Annotated in this window: 25 protein-coding genes; 12 read left to right on the forward strand and 13 right to left on the reverse strand. The window is 70.5% G+C overall.

What is annotated here, in order from left to right:
- The first annotated feature begins 602 nt into the window (after positions 1–602).
- From rpsB to LZF96_RS07230, 5 genes are all read left to right on the forward strand, one after another.
- Positions 603–1,583: a 30S ribosomal protein S2 gene (gene rpsB, locus LZF96_RS07210; protein WP_233867334.1), complete on the forward strand. Its 981-nt coding sequence runs from the start codon at positions 603–605 to the stop codon at positions 1,581–1,583.
- Between the two features lie 111 nt (positions 1,584–1,694).
- Entirely contained in the window at positions 1,695–2,531 is an 837-nt protein-coding gene (gene tsf, locus LZF96_RS07215) for a translation elongation factor Ts (protein WP_233867337.1), read from the forward strand.
- A gap of 288 nt (positions 2,532–2,819) precedes the next feature.
- Positions 2,820–3,587: a UMP kinase gene (gene pyrH, locus LZF96_RS07220; RefSeq protein ID WP_233867357.1), complete on the forward strand. Its 768-nt coding sequence runs from the start codon at positions 2,820–2,822 to the stop codon at positions 3,585–3,587.
- Positions 3,588–3,622: 35 nt separating this feature from the next.
- Positions 3,623–4,180, forward strand: a complete 558-nt coding sequence (frr, locus tag LZF96_RS07225) for a ribosome recycling factor (protein ID WP_233867360.1) — start codon at positions 3,623–3,625, stop codon at positions 4,178–4,180.
- Between the two features lie 69 nt (positions 4,181–4,249).
- Complete coding sequence (locus tag LZF96_RS07230) at positions 4,250–5,287, forward strand: phosphatidate cytidylyltransferase (protein WP_374203140.1); 1,038 nt, start codon at positions 4,250–4,252, stop codon at positions 5,285–5,287.
- A gap of 286 nt (positions 5,288–5,573) precedes the next feature.
- Here LZF96_RS07230 and LZF96_RS07235 read toward each other — a convergent pair whose 3' ends face one another.
- The 12 genes from LZF96_RS07235 to LZF96_RS07290 all read right to left on the reverse strand — a co-directional run bounded on the left by LZF96_RS07235 (position 5,574) and on the right by LZF96_RS07290 (position 12,834).
- The gene (locus LZF96_RS07235; RefSeq protein WP_233867366.1) at positions 5,574–6,812 is read right to left on the reverse strand and encodes a site-specific integrase; all 1,239 of its coding nucleotides are present in this window, start codon (positions 6,810–6,812) and stop codon (positions 5,574–5,576) included.
- Entirely contained in the window at positions 6,812–7,006 is a 195-nt protein-coding gene (locus LZF96_RS07240; protein WP_233867376.1) for an AlpA family transcriptional regulator, read from the reverse strand. The genes LZF96_RS07235 and LZF96_RS07240 overlap by 1 nt, the downstream gene beginning before the upstream one ends.
- Positions 7,003–8,376: a replication initiator protein RepSA gene (gene repSA / locus LZF96_RS07245; protein ID WP_233867379.1), complete on the reverse strand. Its 1,374-nt coding sequence runs from the start codon at positions 8,374–8,376 to the stop codon at positions 7,003–7,005. Before repSA ends, LZF96_RS07240 begins: the two co-directional genes overlap by 4 nt.
- On the reverse strand, positions 8,369–8,551 hold the full coding sequence (locus tag LZF96_RS07250; protein ID WP_233867381.1) for a hypothetical protein: 183 nt from the start codon (positions 8,549–8,551) through the stop codon (positions 8,369–8,371). Before LZF96_RS07250 ends, repSA begins: the two co-directional genes overlap by 8 nt.
- A gap of 95 nt (positions 8,552–8,646) precedes the next feature.
- Positions 8,647–9,177 carry a GGDEF domain-containing protein gene (locus tag LZF96_RS07255; protein WP_233867383.1) on the reverse strand — a complete coding sequence of 177 codons (531 nt, stop codon included), beginning with the start codon at positions 9,175–9,177 and terminating at the stop codon, positions 8,647–8,649.
- A gap of 87 nt (positions 9,178–9,264) precedes the next feature.
- Positions 9,265–9,504 carry a hypothetical protein gene (locus LZF96_RS07260; protein WP_233867385.1) on the reverse strand — a complete coding sequence of 80 codons (240 nt, stop codon included), beginning with the start codon at positions 9,502–9,504 and terminating at the stop codon, positions 9,265–9,267.
- 23 nt (positions 9,505–9,527) lie between these two features.
- Positions 9,528–9,890: a hypothetical protein gene (locus LZF96_RS07265; protein ID WP_233867387.1), complete on the reverse strand. Its 363-nt coding sequence runs from the start codon at positions 9,888–9,890 to the stop codon at positions 9,528–9,530.
- Between the two features lie 21 nt (positions 9,891–9,911).
- Positions 9,912–10,100, reverse strand: a complete 189-nt coding sequence (locus LZF96_RS07270; protein ID WP_182667602.1) for a mobile element transfer protein — start codon at positions 10,098–10,100, stop codon at positions 9,912–9,914.
- A 16-nt stretch (positions 10,101–10,116) separates the two neighbouring features.
- Positions 10,117–10,872, reverse strand: coding sequence for a hypothetical protein (locus LZF96_RS07275; RefSeq protein WP_233867389.1), 756 nt, complete (start codon positions 10,870–10,872; stop codon positions 10,117–10,119).
- A 15-nt stretch (positions 10,873–10,887) separates the two neighbouring features.
- Positions 10,888–11,058, reverse strand: coding sequence for a hypothetical protein (locus LZF96_RS07280; RefSeq protein ID WP_233867392.1), 171 nt, complete (start codon positions 11,056–11,058; stop codon positions 10,888–10,890).
- Positions 11,059–11,145: 87 nt separating this feature from the next.
- Entirely contained in the window at positions 11,146–12,501 is a 1,356-nt protein-coding gene (locus tag LZF96_RS07285) for an FtsK/SpoIIIE domain-containing protein (protein ID WP_233867395.1), read from the reverse strand.
- Between the two features lie 3 nt (positions 12,502–12,504).
- Positions 12,505–12,834, reverse strand: coding sequence for a hypothetical protein (locus LZF96_RS07290; protein WP_233867398.1), 330 nt, complete (start codon positions 12,832–12,834; stop codon positions 12,505–12,507).
- Positions 12,835–12,999: 165 nt separating this feature from the next.
- Here LZF96_RS07290 and LZF96_RS07295 point away from each other — a divergent pair, with 165 nt between their 5' ends.
- Positions 13,000–13,788 (forward strand): GntR family transcriptional regulator, encoded by a 789-nt coding sequence (locus LZF96_RS07295; protein WP_233867401.1) that lies wholly within the window; start codon positions 13,000–13,002, stop codon positions 13,786–13,788.
- Positions 13,785–14,330 (forward strand): GNAT family N-acetyltransferase, encoded by a 546-nt coding sequence (locus LZF96_RS07300; RefSeq protein WP_233867405.1) that lies wholly within the window; start codon positions 13,785–13,787, stop codon positions 14,328–14,330. The genes LZF96_RS07295 and LZF96_RS07300 overlap by 4 nt, the downstream gene beginning before the upstream one ends.
- 951 nt (positions 14,331–15,281) lie before the next feature.
- Here the strand turns inward: LZF96_RS07300 and LZF96_RS07305 are convergent.
- Entirely contained in the window at positions 15,282–15,848 is a 567-nt protein-coding gene (locus LZF96_RS07305; protein WP_233867407.1) for a hypothetical protein, read from the reverse strand.
- Positions 15,849–16,090: 242 nt separating this feature from the next.
- On the opposite strand from LZF96_RS07305, the gene rlmN reads away from it, so the two are divergent.
- The 5 genes from rlmN (at position 16,091) to LZF96_RS07330 (ending at position 23,384) form a co-directional block, all read left to right on the forward strand.
- On the forward strand, positions 16,091–17,197 hold the full coding sequence (gene rlmN / locus LZF96_RS07310) for a 23S rRNA (adenine(2503)-C(2))-methyltransferase RlmN (RefSeq protein WP_233867441.1): 1,107 nt from the start codon (positions 16,091–16,093) through the stop codon (positions 17,195–17,197).
- Between the two features lie 309 nt (positions 17,198–17,506).
- On the forward strand, positions 17,507–18,604 hold the full coding sequence (locus LZF96_RS07315; RefSeq protein ID WP_233867444.1) for a thiamine ABC transporter substrate binding subunit: 1,098 nt from the start codon (positions 17,507–17,509) through the stop codon (positions 18,602–18,604).
- On the forward strand, positions 18,601–20,253 hold the full coding sequence (locus LZF96_RS07320; RefSeq protein ID WP_233867447.1) for an iron ABC transporter permease: 1,653 nt from the start codon (positions 18,601–18,603) through the stop codon (positions 20,251–20,253). The genes LZF96_RS07315 and LZF96_RS07320 overlap by 4 nt, the downstream gene beginning before the upstream one ends.
- A 57-nt stretch (positions 20,254–20,310) precedes the next feature.
- Complete coding sequence (locus LZF96_RS07325; protein WP_233867450.1) at positions 20,311–21,561, forward strand: ABC transporter ATP-binding protein; 1,251 nt, start codon at positions 20,311–20,313, stop codon at positions 21,559–21,561.
- 188 nt (positions 21,562–21,749) lie between these two features.
- Complete coding sequence (locus LZF96_RS07330; RefSeq protein ID WP_233867452.1) at positions 21,750–23,384, forward strand: family 10 glycosylhydrolase; 1,635 nt, start codon at positions 21,750–21,752, stop codon at positions 23,382–23,384.
- The last annotated feature ends 182 nt before the right edge of the window (positions 23,385–23,566 follow it).

The following is a 23,566-nucleotide window of genomic DNA, read 5'->3' on the forward strand; positions in this document are numbered from 1 at the left end:
CTCCGGGAGAGGCGGACCCGGTCGATCGGCGGGCGACGGAAGTCGGTGGGGGAGGTGGTGGTTCCCGAGGAGGAGAGACGTCACCGTTCGATGGCCGAGCCGGTTGCCCGGGCAACCGGTTCGGCTCCGGGGCCGGGGATTGGAGGGCCGGAAAGCGCAGGGGCTCCGGAGACCCACCCGTGAACGGCGAAGTCGGAAGGAGAGCGGGAAGCGGTCGGGAAGGGAGGGAAAGAGGGCCCGCGACCTCCGGCGCCGGGGAACTCTCCCCTCTTCCCACCGGGACGGGGCCCGGTGGGAAGAGGGAATCGCACGGACGGTCCCCTTCCACCCTCCCCGGCGGAAGGACGCGGGGTCGCCCGGTGGTTTCCCGGTCCCTTACACTTCTCGTGGCGATTCGGATACTCGAATCGACCTCGCATGTCCCGCCGGTGGCGCTCCGGGGTTCCGTCCCCGCGCCCGACCGGCCGCGTCTCTCGGTCCGTGGGCTCCGGACGATCGGTGATCGATCCCCGATACGGCCCCCGGTGGACGCGGGTGGGCATCAGGGGCGCGGGCCGCCGGTCCGTGCCGACAACCGAGTATTTCCTTGAAGGAGAACGGCCATGGCCGTCGTCACGATGCGGGAGCTGCTGGAGAGCGGCGTCCACTTCGGGCACCAGACCCGTCGCTGGAACCCGAAGATGAAGCGCTTCATCTTCACCGAGCGCAACGGCATCTACATCATCGACCTGCTGCAGTCGCTGTCCTACATCGACCGCGCCTACGAGTTCGTCAGGGAGACCGTCGCCCACGGCGGCACCGTGATGTTCGTCGGTACCAAGAAGCAGGCGCAGCAGGCCATCGCCGAGCAGGCCGGCCGGGTCGGCATGCCCTACGTCAACCAGCGCTGGCTGGGCGGCATGCTCACCAACTTCTCGACCGTGCACAAGCGGCTCCAGCGCCTCAAGGAGCTGGAGCAGATCGACTTCGAGGACGTGGCCGCCTCCGGCCTCACCAAGAAGGAGCTGCTTGTCCTCTCCCGCGAGAAGGCCAAGCTGGAGAAGACCCTCGGCGGTATCCGCGACATGCAGAAGGTGCCCAGCGCCGTCTGGATCGTGGACACCAAGAAGGAGCAGATCGCCGTCGGCGAGGCCCGCAAGCTCAACATCCCGGTCGTCGCGATCCTCGACACCAACTGCGACCCCGACGAGGTCGACTACAAGATTCCCGGCAACGACGACGCCATCCGTTCGGTCACCCTGCTGACCCGGGTGATCGCCGACGGTGTCGCCGAGGGTCTGATGGCCCGTTCCGGTGCCGCCGGCGCCAAGGAGAGCGACAAGCCCGCCGGTGAGCCGCTGCCCGAGTGGGAGCGGGAGCTGCTGGAGGGCGCGGAGGCCAAGGCCGCCGAGGTCGCGCCGACCGCCGAGGCCGTCGCCGCCGCGGACGCCGCCGACCCGCAGGCCCCGGCCACCGCCGTCGAGCCCGCTGTCGAGACGGAGCCCGCCGCCGAGGTCGCCCCGGAGACCGAGGCCGCTCCGGAGACCGAGGCCGCCCCGGCCGCCGAGTCCCCGGCCGCCGAGTCCCCGGCCGACCAGGCCTGATCGGACCGATCGCCACCCGCCCGGGAACGGCGGGCGGGGGCACGTGCCCCCGCCCGCCGTTCCCGGGCGCGATCCCACCCACCGACATCCCGGGAAGAGAATCACACCACCATGGCGAACTTCACCGCCGCCGACGTCAAGAAGCTCCGTGAGCTGACCGGCGCCGGCATGATGGATTGCAAGAAGGCCCTGACCGAGGCCGAGGGTGACGTCGAGAAGGCCGTCGAGATCCTCCGGGTCAAGGGGCAGAAGGGCGTCGCCAAGCGCGAGAGCCGCACCGCCGAGAACGGCGCCGTGGTAGCTCTCCTGGCCGACGACAACACCTCCGGTGTACTGGTCGAGCTCAAGTGCGAGACCGACTTCGTCGCCAAGGGCGAGAAGTTCCAGGCCGTCGCCGGCACCATCGCCGAGCACGTCGCCTCCGCGGCGCCCGCCGACATCGAGGCCCTGCTCTCCTCCGAGATCGAGGACGGCAAGACCGTTCGCGCCTACGTGGACGAGGCCAACGCCACCCTCGGTGAGAAGATCGTGCTGGACCGCTTCGCCCGCTTCACGGGTGGTTACGTGGGCTCCTACCTGCACCGCACCAATCCCGACCTGCCCCCGCAGGTCGGGGTGCTGGTCGAGCTGGACAAGCCCGAGGCCGGTGTCGCCAAGGACGTGGCGCAGCACATCGCCGCCTTCGCCCCGAAGTTCCTCACCCGTGAGGACGTTCCGGCCGAGACCGTGGAGAACGAGCGTCGCGTCGCCGAGGCCACCGCGCGCGAGGAGGGCAAGCCCGAGGCCGCCCTGCCGAAGATCGTCGAGGGTCGGGTGAACGGCTTCTTCAAGGAGAACACCCTCCTGGACCAGCCCTTCGCCAAGGACAACAAGAAGACCGTGCGCAAGGTGCTCGAGGAGGCCGGCGTCACTCTGAAGGGCTTCGCCCGCTTCCGCGTCGGCGCCTGACCCGACGCGCGAGCGTTCGACGGTCGGCCGCGCCCGGGCGCCCGGACCGCTATTGTCGGGCGTGCCGCGGTCCGGCCCGGAGCATCCTCCGGACGGGACCCCCGAGGGACCCGCGGCGCGGCGTCCGACACCGGCGTCGTATCCGGAATCATCCGGATGCCGTGGCCCGTGCCGGCCGTCCGGACGCGGACCGGATCACGCAGTCGTGAGCAGGAGGCCATTGCCGAGCCAGGGAACCGCAGGGGTCCACCGGCAATGGCCTCTTTCGCATGTGCACCAGGAGAGCCCATGAACGAAGACGCCCCCACATCGAGGACGGACCATCGACCCGGCCGCCCCTCCCGCTTCCTGCTGAAGCTTTCCGGAGAGGCTTTCGCCGGAGGTGGAGGACTCGGTGTCGACCCGGACGTCGTCCACAAGATCGCCCGGGAGATCGCCGCCGTTGTACGGGAGGGGGCGCAGATCGCCGTCGTGCTCGGCGGTGGCAACTTCTTCCGCGGCGCACAGCTCCAACAGCGCGGCATGGACCGGGCCCGTTCCGATTACATGGGCATGCTCGGCACCGTCATGAACTGCCTCGCCCTCCAGGACTTCCTGGAGAAGGAGGACATCGACTCCCGGGTGCAGACCGCGATCACGATGGGGCAGGTCGCCGAGCCCTACATCCCGCTCCGGGCCATTCGCCACATGGAGAAGGGCCGGGTCGTGATCTTCGGCGCCGGCATGGGCATGCCCTACTTCTCCACCGACACCACCGCGGCCCAGCGCGCCCTGGAGATCCACGCGGAGGCGCTCCTGATGGGCAAGAACGGTGTGGACGGCGTCTACGACTCCGACCCGGCGAAGAACCCCGAGGCGGTCCGCTTCGACGCCCTCGACTACAGCGAGGTCATCACCCGCGATCTCCGGGTCGCCGACTCCACCGCCATCACGCTCTGCCGTGACAACAGCCTGCCGATCCTCGTCTTCGAACTCCTCGTGGAGGGCAACATCGCCCGGGCGGTCCGGGGTGAGAAGATCGGCACACTCGTGAACAGTCAGGGCCGGCGGGCCTGAACGGCCCGCTTCACACACCGAATCAGGAGTACGTGGTGATCGAAGAAGCTCTCCTCGAGGCCGAGGAGAAGATGGAGAAGGCCGTGGTCGTGGCCAAGGACGACTTCGCCGCGATCCGTACCGGTCGTGCGCACCCGGCCATGTTCAACAAGATCGTCGCCGACTACTACGGTGCGACGACCCCGATCAACCAGCTCGCGTCGTTCTCCGTGCCCGAGCCGCGCATGGCAGTGGTGACGCCTTTCGACAAGAGTGCCCTGCGCAACATCGAACAGGCGATCCGTGACTCCGACCTGGGAGTCAACCCGTCCAACGACGGCAACATCATCCGGGTCGTCTTCCCCGAGCTGACCGGGGAACGGCGCCGCGAGTTCATCAAGGTCGCCCGCACCAAGGCCGAGGACGCGAAGATCTCCATCCGCGGCGTCCGGCGGAAGGCCAAGGAGATCATCGACCGGGCCGTCAAGGAGGGTGAGGTCGGCGAGGACGAGGGCCGACGAGGCGAGAAGGAACTCGACGACACCACCGCCAAGTACGTGACGCAGGTCGACGAACTGCTCAAGCACAAGGAAGCCGAACTCCTCGAGGTGTGAGGCGCGCCCGCGCCCGTACCAGCGCGCCCCCGGGTTCTCCCGGGGCGCGCACGCGAACGGAAAGCACCGATGAACGAGTCACCGCGATCGACCCCCGATCATCTCGTCCACTCCCCGGCGGAGGTCGGCGGAGAGCGGGGGGACGTGTCGCGGACTCGTCACATGCCGCACATCCCCCGTCCCGACCGGCCGGTGGACCCCGTCGGGAACCACCGAACCGAACAGCGCGAGGAGCGTTCCGATGACCGGCACGGCCCCCCGGTGAGTCCCCCCGGCAACGGGACGCACCGCCGCAGGCGCGCCGGGCGCGACCTTCCCGCCGCCATCGGGGTCGGAGTGGGGTTGGGGGTCGTCATCATCGCGGCTCTCTTCCTGTACCGGCCCGCCTTCGTGGCGGTCGTGGCCGCGGCGGTCGTGGTCGGCGTGTGGGAGTTGGCCTCGCGGTTCTCGGAGGCGAAGGGCATTTCGGTGCCCCTGCCCCCGTTGGCCCTCGGCGGTGCCGCGATGGTGGCGGCCGGTTACGCGGGGGGACCCCCCGCCGCCTGGTTGGCCGCCGCCGCCACGGCCCTGGCCGTGCCGGCCTGGCGGCTGTTGGGCCCGCCGGAGAACTACCTGCGGGACGTGACCGCCGGCGTCTTCGCCGTCTTCTACGTTCCCTTTTTGGCGACTTTTGTCACCATGATGCTCGCCGCGGAGGACGGCGCGTGGCGGGTTCTGGTCTTCCTGCTCCTCACGGTGGTCAGCGACACCGGTGCCTACGCGGTGGGCTGGAAGTTCGGCCGCCGGCGTCTGGCGCCCCGCATCAGCCCGGGCAAGACCCGGGAGGGCCTGCTCGGCGCGGTGGCGGCGTCCGTGGTGACCGGCGCGTTGTGCATGGAGTTCCTGATCGACGGCGGGGTCTGGTGGCAGGGCATCCTGCTGGGTCTGGCCGTGGCGGCCAGTGCCACCCTCGGTGATCTGGGCGAATCCATGATCAAGCGGGACCTGGGAATCAAGGACATGGGCACCCTGCTGCCGGGGCACGGCGGCATCATGGACCGTCTGGACTCGCTCCTGCCGACCGCCCCGGTGGTCTGGATCCTGCTGCTCGTCTTCGTCGGGTCCTGAGCCGCGCCGGTCCTCCCCGGGCCGGGGCGGGAGCGGGAACGGACCCCGGCGGAGTATCACCGGGGTCAGGTCGAGGACGTCCCCGGGGAAGCCGGTGACGAACGACACCCGGTGACGCCGGAGGGCGTATCGCGGGGACCGGGGCACTCGCGGATGATCTGCGACACTGGAGCGGTTATGCCTGCACCCGGAGAACTCACCCGGAGAGGGCAACGAGAAGCCCCCCACCAGGACGTTTCCGTCTGGCAGGGGGCTTTGTTCCGGGCCGTGGGCCGTCTGTGGGCCGTCAGGGCGTCCGGGGCCGTGGCGACCACACCGCGTCGATCGCCTGGCGCGTCCTTTCCCGGCTGCCGGGCATCAGGTGCGCGTAGACCCGAAGCGTCATCGCCGGGTCCGCATGACCCAGGTATTCACTGACGGCCTTGATGCTCTCCCCGGCATCCAGGAGCACCGAGGCGTAGAAGTGCCGCAGGGCGTGCATCCCGTGTTCCCGGGCCGAGGCGTACGAGCCGTCCGAAGCCGCTTCCGGGATGACTCCCGCCGTGGCCAATGCCGGTTTCCAGACGTGCGCGTTGAAGTTGCCGCGCCACACGATTCCGCCCCGGGTGTTGGTGAACAGCAGAGGCACCCTGATGGCCTCTCCGCCCCACCTGCGCCACGGGAGAGTGATCGGCACCGGCCTGTGCCGCCTCATGTGCTCTTCCAGCGCCGAGGCCACCGACGAGGGCAGGGGAACGTCACGCTCCTTGTCGCCCTTCGGTGGAGCCAACATGGCCCGCCCGTTGATGAGCTTGAGCTGTCGCACCACCCGCACGGTGTTCGACTCGAAGTCGATGACGTCCAGGCCCAGGCCGAGGATTTCCCCCTGGCGGAGCCCGCACCCGGCGCCGAGATCCACCATCGCGCGATACCGCTCGGGGAGGGCTGCCCGGACCGCAGCCACCTTGTCCGGCAGCCAGGGGACCACCCGACTGTTCTCCACGGCCGGGGGCTTCACCGATTTCGCCGAGCAGGGATTGCGGGGCAGGTAGCCGTCATCGACCGCCGCACTCAGGCAGGCCCGAACATTGCTGTAGATGGCCCGCGCGTATCCACCCTCGACCTCACTGGCCTCCAGGGCGTGCACCAGCTCGCGGATGTGCGAGGGCCGGAAGGACGACAGCGGCCGGGAGCCGATACGGGGGAAGACATGCAGTCGTAGCCGGATCTCCATGGCGATCCGGGTGTTCGGATCACTCGTATGAGAGGCGAGCCAGGCTGTCGCGTACTGCTGGAAGGTCGTGCGGGTGGCGGCGGGGTCGATGTACTGCCCGCGCTCCATGTCGGCCCGGGTACGCGCCAACCATGCGTCCGCCTCCCGCTTCTGCCGGTCGGGGAAGCTCTTGGACTTCTCGGTACCGTCCGGGCCGATGTAGCGCGCCCGGTAACGCATCCCGAAGCCGTGTCGAGGCGTCTTGACCCTCACCGTCTTACCGTCCGGCCCCTTCTCCACCCGGAACCATCGGTCCTGAACGTGTCCGGCCATCAGACGGTCTCCTCGATGCGGGAGGCGACCCAGCGGCGTACGTCCTCGGGGTCGAAGCGCAGGTGTCGGCCGACGCGGAAGCCGCGGGGGCCGGTGCGCTTGCGGCGCCATTGGTAGACGGTCTCCACGGGCACGCCCAGGAGGTCGGCGAGGTCGATGGGGGTGAGGTAGCGGGCGGGTAGGTCGCGGCTCATGCGGTTCCCTCCCGGGCCCGGAGTTCGAGGAGTTGTTCGCGGGCGACTTCCCGGCCGATGCGCAGGTCGCGGGCGATGGAGGCGGCGAGCCAGGATTCGCCGGGGGAGTGGCCCGATCCGGCGTAGGTCCAGTGCGCCAGGACCAGGGTCGAGGCGTCCTCGGGCAGGTCGAGGTGGGCGCGTTGTTCGGCGGCCCGGTACTCGGCGCGTGCCCGGCGGAGGGTGCCGAGGGTGGTGGAGTAGTGCCGGGATTTGGTGGAGAAGTGGCCCCGGAAGCCGAGCATGTGCGCCCAGGCCCACAGGCGGCGGTCGGGGTAGGCGGGGTCGAGGTCGCGGCAGGCGTGGATCAGGCGGCGGGTGTGGTCGGGCAGGGCCAGGCGGTCGAGTTCGCCGATCTCCCCGATGCGGTGGTCGGGGGTGCCGGTGGTCTCGGCGCCCTTGGTGGCGTACTTCGCGACGTAGGAGGCCACCGCCGCATCGGTCAGCGGACCGCCGGTGTCGGGGCCGGGTCGGGTGATGGGGCGGATGTCGAGCTGGCGGCCCCAGCGCAGCACCCGGGCGGGGTGGGGGCCGGTGGCGGGAACGGTGATCTCCACCCGGCGCGCGGCGGCGGTGATCGCGTCGCCCAGGGCGTCGAGGGAGGCGGCGGGCGGGGGCGGGTCGTCGGGGCCGTTGGGTCCGTCGAGGCGGATGATGGCGTGGAAGTGGACCGCGCCGCGCCGCTGGTACTCGGCGACCTTGCCGTAGGAGACGCGCAGCCTCTCGCGCAGGCGGGAGACGGGTACGGCCAGGCGGCGGGCGAGTTCGCGGCGCAGGTAGATGGTGAAGCGGCGCCACAGGTCCCCGGCGTGGTTGTTGAACAGCACCGCCGCCGCGTAGTCGTACCTCTCGGGGTCGAGGGGGGTGCCCAGTTCGGGGGCGTCGGCGTGGTGGGTTCGGCCGCAGCGGCAGCGCCCGGTGTCGGGGCGGTTGTGCACGGGGCCGAAGGAGGGGGCGGTCAGGGTGGCGAACACCTTGGGATGGGTGGCCACCGAGGCGGGGACCGAGCGGCGCTCGTCGCCGGTCAGTCCGGCGCGCATCAGGTGGAAGGTGTCCCCGGCGTAGGTCCAGGCGCAGGCGGGGCAGCGTGAGGCGCGGCGGTTGCCGCAGGCCACCCGCAGGCGACCACCCGGTTCGCTGGTGGTGGTGTAGGTGTGCAGGATTTCGCCGGTGAAGGCGTCGCGGATGGTCGAGGACCCGGCCAAGTGGATGGGGCGGGCGCAGCCGCCGGTGCGGCGTACCTGTTCGGCCCAGCGCTCGAAGTCGCGGGAGGAGGCCACCCGCAGGGCATCGGCCAGCACCACCCGGGCCGGAACGGTGGTCTCAGGCATCGGCGGACTCCCGAACCCCGGTGGGCAGGTGACCGGTGCCGTGGCAGGCGCGGCAGGTGACGTTCAGGGTGTGGCGGGTGCCGTCGGGGCGGCGGATGCCGGTGGTGATGGCCACGGTCGGGAAACCGTCGCAGTGGGGGCAGATCCGGGCGCGGGCGGGCAGCGGACGGGGCATGATGGAGGTTCCTTTCACCAGGTGGGAGGAAGCCCCGGGGCGGCGGATGCTTGGCGGTATCGGTGCCGCCCCGGGGATCTGTGCATCGGAGGGGTTCAGCGGCGGCGGTGGCCCTTGGCGCCGTACATCGCGGCGTCGGCGGCGGCCAGCGCGTCGGTCAGGGTGGGCACCGGCAGTTCGGCGACCGGGCAGGCCCCGATGGAGGCGGCCACCGGCAGCGGGCGGGAGCCGTGGGGCACCGGCCGGTCCAGCAGCACGGCCAGGTCCTCGATCCCGGCCCCGCCATCGGCGGTGGTCACCACGGCCACGAACTCGTCTCCGCCCAGGCGCCCGGCCACCCCGCGCGAGGAGCACCAGGCGTTGAGGCGTTCGGCGGTGGCCACCAGCGCGGCGTCCCCGGCCGCGTGGCCGAAGGTGTCGTTGAGGTGCTTGAAGTCGTCCAGGTCCACCAGCACCACCAGGGCGTCGGGGCGACGGACGAGACGTTCGGCGCGGGCACTCCAGCCGTGGCGGGTGTGCAGGCCGGTCAGCGGGTCGCGGCGGGCGGTGCGCAGGCGGTGGGTCAACAGCCCGCCGTGCACCAGCCAGCCGGTCAGGGTCAGCGCGGCGAAGGCGTAGGCGTCCATGCCGGGGTTCCTTCCAGGTGACAGGGGGCCGGGGCGGCGGATGGTCGGCGGTATCGGTACCGCCCCGGCACCGGGAGGGTTGAGGGGTCAGCGGCGGCGGTTGCGTCGGAAGCCGGGGACCGGCGGGAGGTCGGCGTAGGAGCGGCGTCCCTGGTCGAAGGAGTTCCGGTCGGTGTCGCTCATGCCGTTGGCGCCGAGCTTGCGGTTGATCTCCCGGACCTTCTTGCGGTCGCCGTGGCGCTGGGCGATGGCGTACTCGCGGCCGAGTTCGGCCATGGCCGGGTTGCTCGGGGAGGAGTCGTTGGTCTTGCGGCTGAACAGGCCCATGGCAGGGGTCCCTTTCGAGAGGATCAGCGGCGGTTGGTCGGGGAGTCGTTCAGCGAGCGGCGCAGGGCCAGCGCGACGACGGCCACGGACACGGCGGTGACGGCCAGGGCCCCGGCGACCAGGGCCAGCGCCATCAGCAGCGAGGTCAGCACGGTGCCGATGGCCACCGTCAGCACGGTGCCGCCGATGGTCAGCGCGAGGATTCCGCCGGTGGTGACCTGGAGCCGGGGACGCCCGACCGGCGGGGCCGGGGCGGTGTGCGGGGCGCAGGAGCACGGCGCGGGATCGGTCGGCTGCACGGTGCCGTGGACAGGGGCGGGCGCGGGGTGGGCGGCGAAGACCTGCCCGGTGGGCAGCGGGTTGGTCGCCGGGTGCGGCTTGAGCACGAGGGTTCTCCTTCCGGAAGGTCAGCGCGGGGTGCAGCGGTGGGAGCGGGAGGCCAGTTCGGCCGCTTCGGGGGTGGCGTAGTGGGCGGACCATCCGCAGTCGTTGCGGGTGCAGGCGGCCAGGTATCCGGCGCGGCCGGAGCGGCGGTCGCGGGCCGATCCGATCTCCACAGGGCCGACGCGGCGCAGGCGGCGGGGCAGTCGGGGCATGGTGGGGCACTTCCTTTCAGGACAGTTCGGCGGCGATCGAGGAGGCCAGGGAGGCGGGCACGCCCAGGCGCGAGCGCAGGGTTTCGGCGTCGATCCGGGCGCCGGTGGCCGCGTGGTGGGCGTCGGCGATCTTCCGGGCGTGGGCCAGCAGAGCCGGGGGCACCCCGGGAGCCGGAGCCGGTTCCCGCTCCGGTGTCGGGTCCGGGGCGGGGGCCGGTTCGATCGGCCGGGGTGAAACCGCCGAAGCGTGGGGCGGGTCGGCGGGGGCGCGGTCGAGGGTGACCCGGGCCCGCTCACCCTCCCCGGGCCCGGGCACCGGAGCGGCCGGGACGGGGGTGGGGGTGTCGGGTTCGGTCAGCAGCTCGGCCATCGCGCGGCGGTAGACCGGAGCGACCTCGGAGAGCAGCAACAGCAGAGCGGGGGCGATCAGGTGGACCGCCACCCCGATCGGGTCGCGTTCCTGCACGTAGTGCCAGGTGTTGAGGAACACGCACGCGGTGCCGGTCAGCCAGCGGAAGGCCACCGGCCAGCGGCCCAGTTCGGTGATGCCGTGCCGGGCCAGGACGGAATCGGCCTGGAGACTCATGATGAACGCGGCGTCCACCATCAGTGCCAGGACGATGCCGCCCACCGGCCAACGCGAGTAGTCGGCGACGAACGCGGCGGCGGTCATCAGGCTGTAGGTGACGACCCCGGCGGTCAGCACCCAGGTACCGGCCGTCAGCACCCGGTTGGTGCGGCGCAACGCCCGCAGATCGGCGGTGGGATGCATCGCGGAGATCTCCTTTCAGGAGTCGGCCAGGCCCGAGCCCAGGCAGCTCATGCACATCGCCTGTTGCGGGACCGTGGTCGAGGAGCGGGGGGTGGGTTTCATCGGGACCGTCACGAAGCCGTCGCCCTTGCAGTGGGTGCACTTCTTCGGGGTGCGCTTGCGGCGGCGGACAGGAGAGTCGGACACGGCAGTTCCCTTTCGAGGCATGGGCCGGGTAGGGACGTGGCGCCCGGGGTCGGTGGCGCCGGACCGTCGAGAGGAGGGAAGGGGCGGTCAGGCCGCCGAGGACAGCGGCCGGGGGCCGGACTTGATCAGGGACACCCCGCCGGTGGTGGGGCGGAAGCGCTCCAGTTCCGGCAGGCGGGGGGTGAGGTGGGCGTGGGCGTCGCAGGTGTTGACCGCTTCGCGCAGCGAGGTGTGCGGGGTGCGCACCAGGGACCAACCGCCCCGGGCGTTCAGGGCCACCGCCGTACCCGGGCGGTCGGCGGAGATCTGCACCGTGGACAGCACCGCGTCGGGTGCCATGTCGCCCAGCGCCATCTTCGCCGAGCCCTCGTCGTTGAGCCGGTGGATCACCCGGCCGCCGAGTTGGGCACGGAGCATCGTGATGCCCTTGCCCAGGTCCGCGCCGAAGCGCTGACCGCAGATCTCCAGGTAGATCCCGGCGGCCCGGCCGAGCTGGGCCAGGCGCACCAGGGCGGTGACGATGGCATCGCGGCGTTTCTCCTCCTCCTTGGTGGAGAACAGGGAGAGTTCCGCGACCTCATCGACCACCACGACCACGGCCGTGGGCCGAACCGAGGCCGGAAGGCCCCAGATATCGGCGGTGATCTCCGCATCGGGGGTGTCGACGCTGATGCGCTGCTCACGGCGGATGACCCGGTAGGTCTCCTCCATCCGGTCGATGAGCGCTTCCAGCAGGGCCAGGGCGTCATCGGCGTTGTCCACCAGGGCGGAGAAGCGACGCGCCAACGGAGAGAGTTCGACGCCCTGTTTGCAGTCGATGCCCACCAGCGCCACATCCGACCGGGACGCCAGCAAGGTGATCAGACGCCGTTGGTAGACGCTCTTGCCCGACTGGGTGGCCCCCAGGTTCAGGGCGTGGGGAACCTGCCGATAGTCCCGCCACCACGGCGAGCCGTCCTCGCACAGAGCCAGCGGCAACCGCAACCCCGGACCGGGATCCAGGCGGGGCATCCGCACCCGGCGCAGCACGTCGTAGCCGGTCATCCGCACTTCCACCAGACCGGCCCGCACCTCGCGCGAGGTGACCTGTTGCATCCCGAAGGCGTGCCGCATCCGGTCGGCCGAGGAGGAGAAGTCGAAGGCGTCCTGCCCGGGCCGCAACCGGATGCGCAGCACCAACCCGGTGCGAGTCAGCCGCAGGCCCACCAGACGGGGCACCCTCGGCGGGGGGATCGGCCGCTTGGCCAGCCGCGCCCAGGTCAGCCGCAACCGGGAGGGATCCACCGTCAGGCCGCAGGCGTCCATCACCGAGGCGTAGCGGGAGGAGACCTTGACCATCGCCCACGGGCCACTGATCACCAGCCAGTACCAACCCGGCCGCAGGACCCGCAGCCACCACACCCCGGCGAGCACAACCGCCAGGAGGAGAAGGAGTCGGGCCATCGCTCAGCCCACCTTGGTCAGCGCGACCGCCCGGAAGGCGATGCCGTGCCGTCGCTGGCCGTTGAAGTCGTTCTCCCAGGGCCGGGCGACCAGGCCGGTCAACGCCACCGGCATACCGGTGGTCAGCTCACCGGAGACCCCGGTCTCCGGGATCGTCACGTTCAACACCTCCGCCTGCCCGTCCATGACGAACAGCACGTCCACCGTCAGCAGCTTGACGCCGGTCTCCCGGTCGATGGCGATCTCCCCGGTCTGCCGGTTGGTCACCTTCGGCTGAGCGGGCTGGGCCACCAAGACCATGGCGGAGCTGGTGTCCACAGGAATCTGACGCATGATGGAACTCCCTTGAGAGAGGGACGGAGGCGGTGCCCCTACCGCCAAGCAGACGGCACCGCCTCCAACTCACTGGCTTGAGCCAGTTCTGGCTTAAGCCAGTACAGCGGCAAGGGTGGCGACTGTCAAGGGGCTGGCTTGAGCCAGTTGCGCTAGAGTGACCTCATGACTGCTTCCACGACCCCGGGGAGGCGCCCACCGAGCCAACAGATCGCCGACGAGCTGCGCCAGGCCATCGCGGACGGCTCACTCGGACCGGGCGCCCGACTCCCCTCGGAGCGCGCCTTGGCCCAGGAGTACAAGGCCGCCCGGAACACCGCCGCCCGAGCACTTCAGCTTCTTGAGGAACAAGGGCTCATCACGATTGAGCACGGCAAGGGAGCCTTCGTCCGCGAGCGACAGCGACTCTTCCGCTTCGGGAACGACCGCTACTCGTTCAGGCACCGTGCCACCGGCTTGACCCCGTTCCGCCTGGAGGTCACCCAGCAGGGCAAGGAACCGCGAGTTGACGTCGTGGGCATCACCCGGGAGGACCCGCCCGAGGACGTTGCCGAAAGACTCGGGGTCGCAGGCCCCGGAAGCGTTCTCCACCGGGAGAACCACTACTTCGCGGATGACGAACCCGTGCAGATCGTTTCCACTTTCCTGCGGTGGGACGAGGTACACGACACCCCGCTGATGCAGCCCAAGACGGGGAAGAACGGCATCTACGGTCGCCTCGAAGACCTCGGCCACGTGATGACCACGGGACGGGACGAGGTCACGGCACGGATGCCGACGCCGGAGGAGACGGAGACGCTCCAGCTACCTGCGGGTGTGCCGGTCGTGGAAGTGCTGCACACCAGCTTCGACCAGAACGGGGAGCCATTCGAGGTGACCCGCTACGTCCACCGAGCAGACCGCACGGGACTGGTCTACGACTTCCCCGTGGACCAGACAGAGGAGGATGCGTGACCGACACCGAGGCCCCCCGGACCGGAACAGTGGTCATCCGTCCGCGCCTGAAATCCGATCTCCCGGAGGCCGGCAAGGCGCTGGTATCCGTCCACCAAACGGACGGGTATCCGGTCGAAGGCGTCGAGGACCCCGAGGCGTGGCTTTCCCCGGACCAGCTCACCGAAGCGTGGATCGCGGAGCTTGACGGCCAGGTGGTCGGGCACGTGCTTCTCTCCCGGCCGGACGGAGAGGACGCTATCGCATTGTTCCGGCAGAGGTGGCCCGAGGATGATGCCGGAATCCTGGTGCTCGGTCGTCTCTTCGTGTTGCGCGAGGCACGCGGGAAGTCAGTCGGCGAGAAGCTGGTCAGAGCAGCCACGGAGAGCGCCCACGCTCAGAATCACCATGCGGTGCTCGACGTCATGGCCAAAGACGCCGCAGCCATCCGACTCTATGAGCGCCTGGGGTGGCAGCTCATCGGTTCGGCAAGCCACTCCTACGGGGACGGCCAGCAGATCGAAGCACTCTGCTACGCGGCCCCGATGAAGCGGGCATCGTAGACCCACGCCCCTGTCAGTAGGCCAATCCCCTGAGCGACCGACGTTCCAGGAGAGCAGCACAGCCCTCTGTCGTAGGCGTGTTACAAGTTTCTCTACGTCATCAAGGCGGCTCGCTTCCGCTCGCCGCGCGCGGCCCGGCTCCCCGCCCGGGCCGCCGCTCCTGTCTTCGCCCCGCTCCGGCCCGGCGGTCGCCGACCGCGCACCAGGCGCAAGGGGAGCGGCAACCATGGTCGGTCTACGTGACACACGCCCACCCGAGTGCGGGCACCGTCCAACACCTCGATGAAGGGCTGGCTACGAGGGAGGGGGTCTTGCGGCCGATCATGTCGCCGGTCGCGAAGCCATTCACGGGGCCGAGCCCGGCGCCATCCGAGCGCAGGGACCACAGCGCCACCAGGGACGGCAGGAGCCCAGCGGTTGACGTAGCGCGCAACTGCTGCCGCTCCCCTGGTCCAGGCCGCCCCGAACGGCCGGGCACCGTCGCGATAGCTATTCCTGTCGACGGTTCATAACCTCTGGGCTCGGGCCAGTTCCAACTAAAGGGCATCCCCCACCGGTCAAAGCCACAACGACCAAATGCTTGCTGTCGCTCCCAAAGCCACCCCAACCCCTGCTAGCCAGGCGGGACCGCGAAGGTCACTCATCACTTGGCCCAGTATTAGACGTTGTACCCATTCGTAGGTATACATTAGGCGGCCAAAGTTGAATTTTGGCTGACGCACGGCGTTCATTGCTGCGTCTTTCTTTTCGTGTTCCCCGTCAGGCGCCTCAATGATTGCGTCAATTTTGGTTAGGTCTTCGACCAGGCTCCGGTATTCCTTCCGGATCGCTAGCCATCCCCATATGACGGCGGAGATAGGTAGAAGGCCGCCAGCGGCAGCCATGAAAGTCAGTGCTACTCTCATGGGTGAATTTCTGCCCCTCTGTGGTCACGTCGGAGCATAATTGAACTCACCCCTGGTTCCCTTGTTCCCAAATTTCCGCTTCTGCCTCCATTATCTCTATGTAGGCGTCCTCGACAGCTTGTGCCCTCATCATCGCTCCACCTTCTTCGGGAATCCTTTCATCTCTGACAAATGCCCCCAAGCATTCTAGTGCGTGGTCGCACAGTTCTTGAATTAGGAAGGGGTGCCCCCCTAGTTCGGGTTCTGTCAGATCGCGAAACCCCAAGTGGTCCACAATCTTTTCTAGGCGCTTCCTCAGTTCCTCATTGCGCAAGTGTAGTAGTGTAACTTTCAGCTTCTCTAGTTGAGATTCAAGCGACTTGAACCATGTTGTTCCTCTGTTCGGGTTTTCATTTCCGATTCGCAGGGGCATGCCACGACAATGCTGCTTGATTCCAAAAAGGATTCGAATTGCCGAGTCGGCGGCCGTGTCAATTTTCTGGGCGATGATTAGATCTCGATTGGATCGTGCTTGAACTTTTTGTGCGGCTATGGAAGCCCAAATTGATAGGCCGCCCCCTGTGGCTGCCCCAATCACTCCAGAGGCGGCCCCCAGCCAGATCGCTGCATCCATGAGGGCTAGGATGCCCTGTTTCGGAGTTGTCTTGAGGGTTTTCCCAGTTCTCGACTCGCGCATTGTCGGGTTAGCCCGATTGTGTGCCTTTTCTGATGTGGGACAACGGTTTATTGAACTTCCCTGGGCCGTCCCTGGGCCGTGCGAGGTCGGCCAACGGTGACGGATGACACCCGGGGACGACAGGGGTCCCACCCGCGCGGCCAGGGGGTTCGCGGATGATCTGCGACACTGGAGCGGTTATGCCTGCACCCGGAGAACTCACCTTTGTCGCGCCGCGCGGGGCCGCCCGTCCGCCGCGCCACCTCGCCGACCTCGATCCCGCAGCGCGCCGCGAGGCGGTGGCCGAACTGGGGGAGAAGCCGTTTCGCGCCAAGCAGCTCTCGCAGCACTACTTCGGCCGGTGGACCGACGATCCCGAACAGTGGCCGGACATTCCGTCGGCTGCCCGGAGCCGGCTGGCCGACGAGCTGTTCCCGCCGTTGATGACGGTGGTGCGGCATGCCTCCTGCGACGACGGTGCCACCCGCAAGACGCTGTGGCGGTTGCACGACGGGACGCTGGTGGAGTCGGTGCTGATGCGCTACCCGGACCGGGTGACCATGTGCATCTCCTCGCAGGCCGGTTGCGGCATGAACTGTCCCTTCTGTGCGACCGGGCAGGCGGGTCTGGACCGGAACCTGTCCACCGCCGAGATCGTGCACCAGATCGTGGCGGGAATGCGGGCACTGCGCGACGGGGAGGTTCCGGGGGGCCCGGCGCGACTGTCCAACATCGTCTTCATGGGCATGGGCGAACCGTTGGCGAACTACAAGCGGGTCCTGGCCGCGATCCGACGGCTGACCGATCCGGTGCCCGACGGACTGGGGCTCTCCCAGCGCGGCATCACCGTTTCCACGGTGGGGCTGGTCCCCGCCATCCACCGCCTCATCGAGGAGGACCTCAAGTGCCGGTTGGCGGTCTCGCTGCACGCCCCGGACGACGAGTTGCGCGACACCCTGGTGCCGGTGAACACCCGCTGGAAGGTGCGTGAGGTGCTGGACGCGGCCCGCGCCTACACGGAGCGTTCGGGCCGTCGGGTCTCGATCGAGTACGCGCTCATCCGTGACATCAACGACCAGGCGTGGCGGGCCGACCTGCTGGGTCGGCTGTTGCGCGGTATGCGCGCGCACGTGAACCTGATCCCGCTCAACCCCACGCCGGGTTCGAAGTGGACGGCCTCGCGTCCGGAGGACGAGCGGGCGTTCGTGAGAATTCTCGACGGACACGGGGTGCCGGTGACCGTGCGGGACACCCGCGGGCAGGAAATCGACGGTGCCTGCGGGCAGTTGGCGGCCTCCGAGCGCTGAGCGCGGTGAGGGCCGACCGGGCGGGCCGGAGCGGTGCGCCCGGTCGGTTCCCGGCCCACCGCAGGTCCACCGTCGGTCCCGGCGGCTCCCGGGTTAGGGTGGCCGTCGAACAGGCGCCCGATGGGGGCGTCCGTCCATCGCCCGACAGGGGAGCGCTCGCAGCGCTGAGAGTGCGGCACACCGGCCGCAGACCCTTTGAACCTCGCCCGCGCGGCACCGCGCCGCAGGGTAGGAAGTTCGGTTTCTCTCCCGCGCTGCCGTGCGTGCCCTCCCGGTCCGGGCCCGACACGAACGCCGAGGTCCCACCCCATGAACCGCACGGCCACCACCACCCTCGCCGCCTGCCTCGGCGTAGTCCTGCTCGCCGGATGCGGGTCGGGCGACAACGACGGTGACGGCGCGTCCACCGAGGGGAACGGGGAGACCGGTGACACCACCCCCGCCCCGGTCACCCTGCTCACCCACGACTCCTTCGACATCTCGGAGGACGTACTGGAGCGTTTCACCGAGGAGACCGGCCACGAGGTCGTCATCGTGCGCGGCGGCGACGCCGGCGTGATGGTCAACCAGGCGGTGCTGACCGCCGGCAACCCGCAGGCCGACGTCCTGTTCGGGGTGGACAACACCCTGCTGTCCCGGGCCGTGGACGAGGACGTCTTCGAGGAGTACGAGGCGGCCGGTCTCGACGCGGTCCCGGAGGACCTGCTGCCGCCCGACGGCGGCCTCTCGGTCACCCCGATCGACACCGGCGACATCTGTGTCAACTGGGACCGCGCCTGGTTCGCGGAGGAGGACCTCGAGCCGCCCGTGACCCTGGAGGACCTCGCCGACCCGGCCCTGGCCGACCTGCTGGTGGTGCAGAACCCCGCGACCTCCTCGCCCGGTCTGGGCTTCCTGCTGGGCACCGTCGCGGCCTTCGGGGAAGACGGTTGGCAGGACTACTGGCAGAGCCTGGTCGACAACGGTGTCGAGGTCGTCAACGGCTGGGAGCAGGCGTACTACGACCACTTCTCCGGTTCCGGCGGCGGTGACCGACCCCTGGTGGTCTCCTACGCCACCAGCCCGCCGGCCGAGGTGGTCTTCGGTTCCGACCCGGATCCGGAGGAGGCCCCCACCGGGGTGTCCACCGGCACCTGCTTCCGGCAGGTCGAGTTCGCCGGTCTGCTCGCCGGGGCGGAGAACCCCGATGGGGGCCGGGCGCTGATCGACTTCATGCTCTCCGTGCCCTTCCAGGAGGACCTGCCGCTGACGATGTTCGTCAACCCGGCCCGCGCGGACGTGGAACTGCCGGAGGTGTTCACCGAGTACGGAGTGGTCGTCGAGGACCCGTACACCCTCGACCCGGAGGTCATCGCCGAGAACCGCGGCTCCCTGGTGGACGACTGGACGGCACTGGTCCTGAGGTGAGTCCGGCCGCCCGGGGGCGGGCCGCGCGCTGCGGGCTGATCGCCCTTCCCGTCGCCTTCCTGACGGTCTTCTTCGCCTATCCGGTGACCGCGATCGTGGCGCGCGGCCTGCGCGAGGACGACGCCTGGCGGCCGGATCGGATCGCGGAGGTGCTCTCCGACCCGGGCATCGGCCAGGTGGTGTGGTTCACGGTGTGGCAGGCCGCCGCCTCCACCCTGCTGACCCTGTTCCTGGCCCTGCCCGGGGCCTGGGCGCTGGCCCGGCTGGACTTCCCCGGCCGCCGACTGCTGCGCGCGGTGGTCACGGTGCCCTTCGTGTTGCCCACCGTGGTCGCCGGATCGGCCTTCCTCGCCCTCTTGGGGCGAGGCGGTCTGCTGGACGACCTGTTCGGTGTGCGGCTGGACGGCACCGTCTGGGCGATCCTCCTCGCGCACGTCTTCTTCAACTACGCGGTGGTGGTGCGCACCGTCGGCGGGATGTGGGAGCAGCTGGACCCGGGCCAGGAGGAGGCGGCGCGGGTGCTGGGGGCGGGCCGGCTCGCCGCCTGGTGGCGGATCACGCTGCCCGCGCTCGCCCCGTCGGTGGCCGCCGCGGCGCTGATGGTGTTCCTGTTCACCTTCACCTCCTTCGGCGCCGTGCTGATCCTGGGCGGCCCCCGGTTGGCCACCCTGGAGGTGGAGATCTACCGACAGACCGCCCAACTGCTGGACCTTCCCACGGCGGCGGTGCTGAGCATCGTGCAGTTCACGGCGGTGTCGGTGATGCTGCTGGTGCACGCCCGTACGGTGCGCCGGCGGGAGACGGGGCTGCGGCTGACCGGCGCGGTCGACCCGGCCCGACCGCCGAGTGGTCCGGGGCAGCGGTTGCTGTTGGGCTGGGTGCTGTTGGTCATCGGGGTGCTCCTGCTGCTGCCACCGGCGGTGCTGGTGGAGCGTTCGCTGTCGGTACCCGGCGGTGGCTGGGGACTGGATCACTACCGGGCCCTGTTCGTCGATGGCGGGGGAACTTTCCCGGTGGCGCCGATGGAGGCGGTGGGCAACTCGCTGCGCTACGCGACGGTGGCCACGCTGATCGCACTGGTGGTCGGTGGCCTCGCGGCGGCCGCGCTCACCCGCCGGGCCGGACGCCTGGTGCGAGGGTTCGACGCCCTGCTGATGCTGCCATTGGGCACCTCGGCGGTGACCGTGGGCTTCGGTTTCCTCATCGCGTTGGACGCCCCGCCGTTGGACCTGCGGTCCTCGTGGATGTTGGTGCCGATCGCCCAGGCCCTGGTGGGGGTGCCCTTCGTCGTCCGGGTGATGCTGCCGGTGCTGCGCGCGGTGGACGATCGGCTGCGACAGGCGGCGACCGTGCTGGGGGCCTCCCCCCGGCGGGTGTGGCGGGAGGTGGACCTGCCACTGGTGCGGCGGGCGCTGTTGCTCGCGGCCGGGTTCGCCTTCGCGGTGTCGATGGGGGAGTTCGGCGCCACGGTCTTCATCGCCCGTCCGGACGCCCCGACGCTGCCGGTGGCGGTGGCCCGGTTGCTGGGCCGGGCCGGGGAGCTGACCTACGGGCAGGCGATGGCCCTGAGCACGATCCTGATGGTGGTCTGCGCGACGGTGTTGCTGGCGCTGGAGCGGATCCGGCCGTTGCGATCGGGCGCCTTCTGACGGTTCCGCCCCGTACCGGCCGAAGGGCCCGGTGGGGGACACGACGGGAGAACGAACATGGGAACGACCGGAACCGCCGGTGAACCATTGCTGCGCCTGGAGGGGATCACCGTCCGTTTCCCCGGGGCACCGGGTCCGCCGGCGGTGGACGGGGTGGACCTGGAGGTACCGGCCGGCCGCACGGTGTGCGTGCTGGGTCCCAGCGGCAGCGGCAAGTCCACCCTGCTGCGGGTGGTTGCCGGGTTGCAGCGGCCCGACGGGGGCCGGGTGCTGTTGGACGGACGGGACCAGGCCCGGGTGCCGGCGCACCGTCGGGGGGTGGGGCTGATGTTCCAGGACCACCAGTTGTTCCCGCAGCGCGACGTGTTGGGCAATGTCGTCTTCGGGCTGCGGATGCACGGTGTGGACCGGGCGACGGCGCGGGCCCGTGCGGAGGAATTGCTGCGCACGGTGGGTCTGCCGGATGCCGGTAGGCGTCCACCGGCCTCGTTGTCGGGTGGGGAACAACAGCGGGTGGCGTTGGCCAGGGCACTGGCCCCCGGCCCCCGGGTACTGATGCTGGACGAGCCGCTGGGGCAGTTGGACCGGGACCTGCGGGAGCGGTTGGTCATGGAGCTGCGGACGCTCTTCCGGTCCCTGGGAACCACCGTGCTGGCGGTGACCCACGACCAGGGTGAGGCGTTCGCGATGGCGGACCGGGTGGTGGTGATGGACCGGGGTCGGGTGGCGCAGGTCGGGACGCCGGTGGAGGTGTGGCAGCGGCCGGCCTCCGCCTTCGTGGCCCGCTTCCTGGGGTTCCGCAACCTGGTCCCGGTGGAGGCGGTGGGGGAGCGACGGGCGCGCTCACCGTGGGGGGAGGTGTCGTTCGACCCGGTTCCGGGGGCCGGGGCGACCGGACTGCCGGAGAGCTGGCGGGGGCGCGCGCAACTGCTGGTGCGCCCCGGCGGGGTGCGGATCCTCCCGAACGTCCCCCACTCCGAGGAGACGATCCCCGAGGGCACGACCCCCGACGGTACGGCTCCGGGCGGGGCCCCCGGGAGCACCGTGCCGGAAGGTGGAACGGCGACCCCGCGGTGTGCGGTCATCGGTCGCACCTTCCGCGGCGATCACGTGGTAGTGGTGCTGCGGCCGGAGCGCGGGCCGACCATCGAGGCGGCCTGTCCGCTGCGCGGGGCCCCGGAGGAGGGCGCGGTCGTCCGGGTGCGGATCGACCCCGCGGAGACGGTGGCGATGCCACCCGAGGGGGCGGGGGACCGGCGGGACCCCGACGCCCCGGCTCGGGACCTCCCCGGTGGCACCGAGGGGTGACGCGGACTCATCCCGGGCCCCGCGCGACGGGTTTCGGGAACTGACGGGGGACCGACACGCCAATCCGTGAAAGTTTTCGTCTGGACTGCGTCCCCGGGGCGAACTAAATTGTCACGGCGCCCCGGGTTCCGGCCGCCGGCCCGGCGCGCGTCGCGGCCGTCGTCGTCCGGACCTCTCGAAGGGACCCCATGCGCCGGATCGTGCTCGTTCCGCTGTCCGTCCTCGGCCTGTTGACCGTCCCACTGCTCGCAGCCCCCTCCGCCGGCGCCACCGGCACGGCCGGGGAACCCCCGGCCGCCGTTCCCGGTGTCGACACCGCCGCCCCCGATTCCCCCGCGGTCCCCGACCAGTGGCGCAGCTACTGGGTGGACGCCTTCAACGAGGGCGTCCAGAACCCCGCCCTGGTGGGTCGGCTGGTCGAGGACGCCCTGGCGGTGAACGCCAACGCCCTCGTGGTGCAGATCTCCCGCCGCTGGGACTGCTTCTGCAACCGCTCCCTGTACCCCCGCACCGACGCCGCCATCGACCCGGCCCCCTACGACCCGCTGGACGAGGTGATCCGGCAGGCCCGGGAGGCCGGTCTGGAGGTGCACGCCTGGATCAACGTCAACACCCTGTGGAACAGCGCCACCCCGCCGCGCTCCCCGGAGCACGCCTTCAACCGGCACGGCCCCACCGCCGAGGGGGACGACCGCTGGCTCAACCGCCGGGTGGACGGCACCGAACTGATCGGGGCGAACTCCTACATCGACCCCGGTCACCCGGCGGCCGTCGACCACATCGTCGAGGCGGCGCGCGGCCTGGTCCGCGAGTACGACCTGGACGGGATCAACCTCGACTACATCCGCCACCCCGACGGCGGCACGGTGGGGCGTGGCGACTGGGGCTACAACGACGTGTCCCTGGCGCGCTTCCGGGCCGCCACCGGCCGTGCCGACACACCCCACCCCGCCGACGAGGAGTGGACCGACTGGCGGCGTGACCAGGTGACCGGCCTGGTGCGGAGGTTGTACCTGGAGCTGTGGGAGGAGGATCCGACGGTCCGGCTCTCGGTCAACGCCATCACGTACGGGCACGGTCCCGGCGTCACGGGCGGCTGGGAGACCTCCCGCCCCTATACCGAGGTCCTCCAGGACTGGGCCGGTTGGCTGGAGGAGGGCATCGTGGACACCGTGGTCGCGATGAACTACAAACGGCAGTGGATGCCGGATCAGGCCGCGATGTTCGCCGAGTGGTCGGAGTTCCTGGCCGACCATCAGGCCGGGCGGCAGACCGTCAACGGTCCCGCCCTCTACCTGAACCCGGTCGCCGAGAGCGTGGAGCAGGCCCGGATCGCCCTGGCGCCCACCGCGTCCGGCAACACCGTCGCCGGGTGGAGCGGATACTCCTACGCCAACCCGAGTTCCGTACACGTGGGCGGCACCCCGGCGGACCGGGCGGCGGAACGGGAGGCGCTGGCGAGGGCTCTGACCACCGGCCCGGAGGCGCCACTGGCCGGCCGGGCCGGGGTACCGAGGATGGAGTGGAGGGAACGACCGACCGACGGCCACCTCGCCGGTACGGTGGCCCTCCGCGACGGCACCCCGGTGGACGGGGCCCGGGTGACGGCGCGTCCGCTCGGGAGGACCGGCGGGGCGGACGGGGAGCTCGACGCGCGCACCGACGGGTCGGGCCGCTTCGGCCTGGTCCACCTGCCGGTGGGACGGTATCTGGTGACCCTCGAGCCGCCGGCGGGCACCATCGGGCCCCGCACCGCCGTGGTTCGGGTGACGGCCGGTGGGGTCACGGCGGCCGATTTCACGCGCCTGCTGCCGCGCCGCTGAAGCGGAGCCGGGCTTTCCAAGGGCGGGGTGAAGCCGGTGCGGCGGGTGCCCACCGGCTTCACCCGAGGGGGTCGGCGCGTCCGTCCCGGACAGCGGGCCGCGCGCGAGGGGAGCGTCGAGGCGGGGGCGAAGCGGTCCGGGAACCGGACCGCCGGTGGGGGAGCGGAAGGGACGTCCTCCCG

Source organism: Streptomyces sp. ST2-7A (assembly GCF_021390475.1).
In the GTDB taxonomy this organism is placed as follows: domain Bacteria; phylum Actinomycetota; class Actinomycetes; order Streptomycetales; family Streptomycetaceae; genus Streptomyces.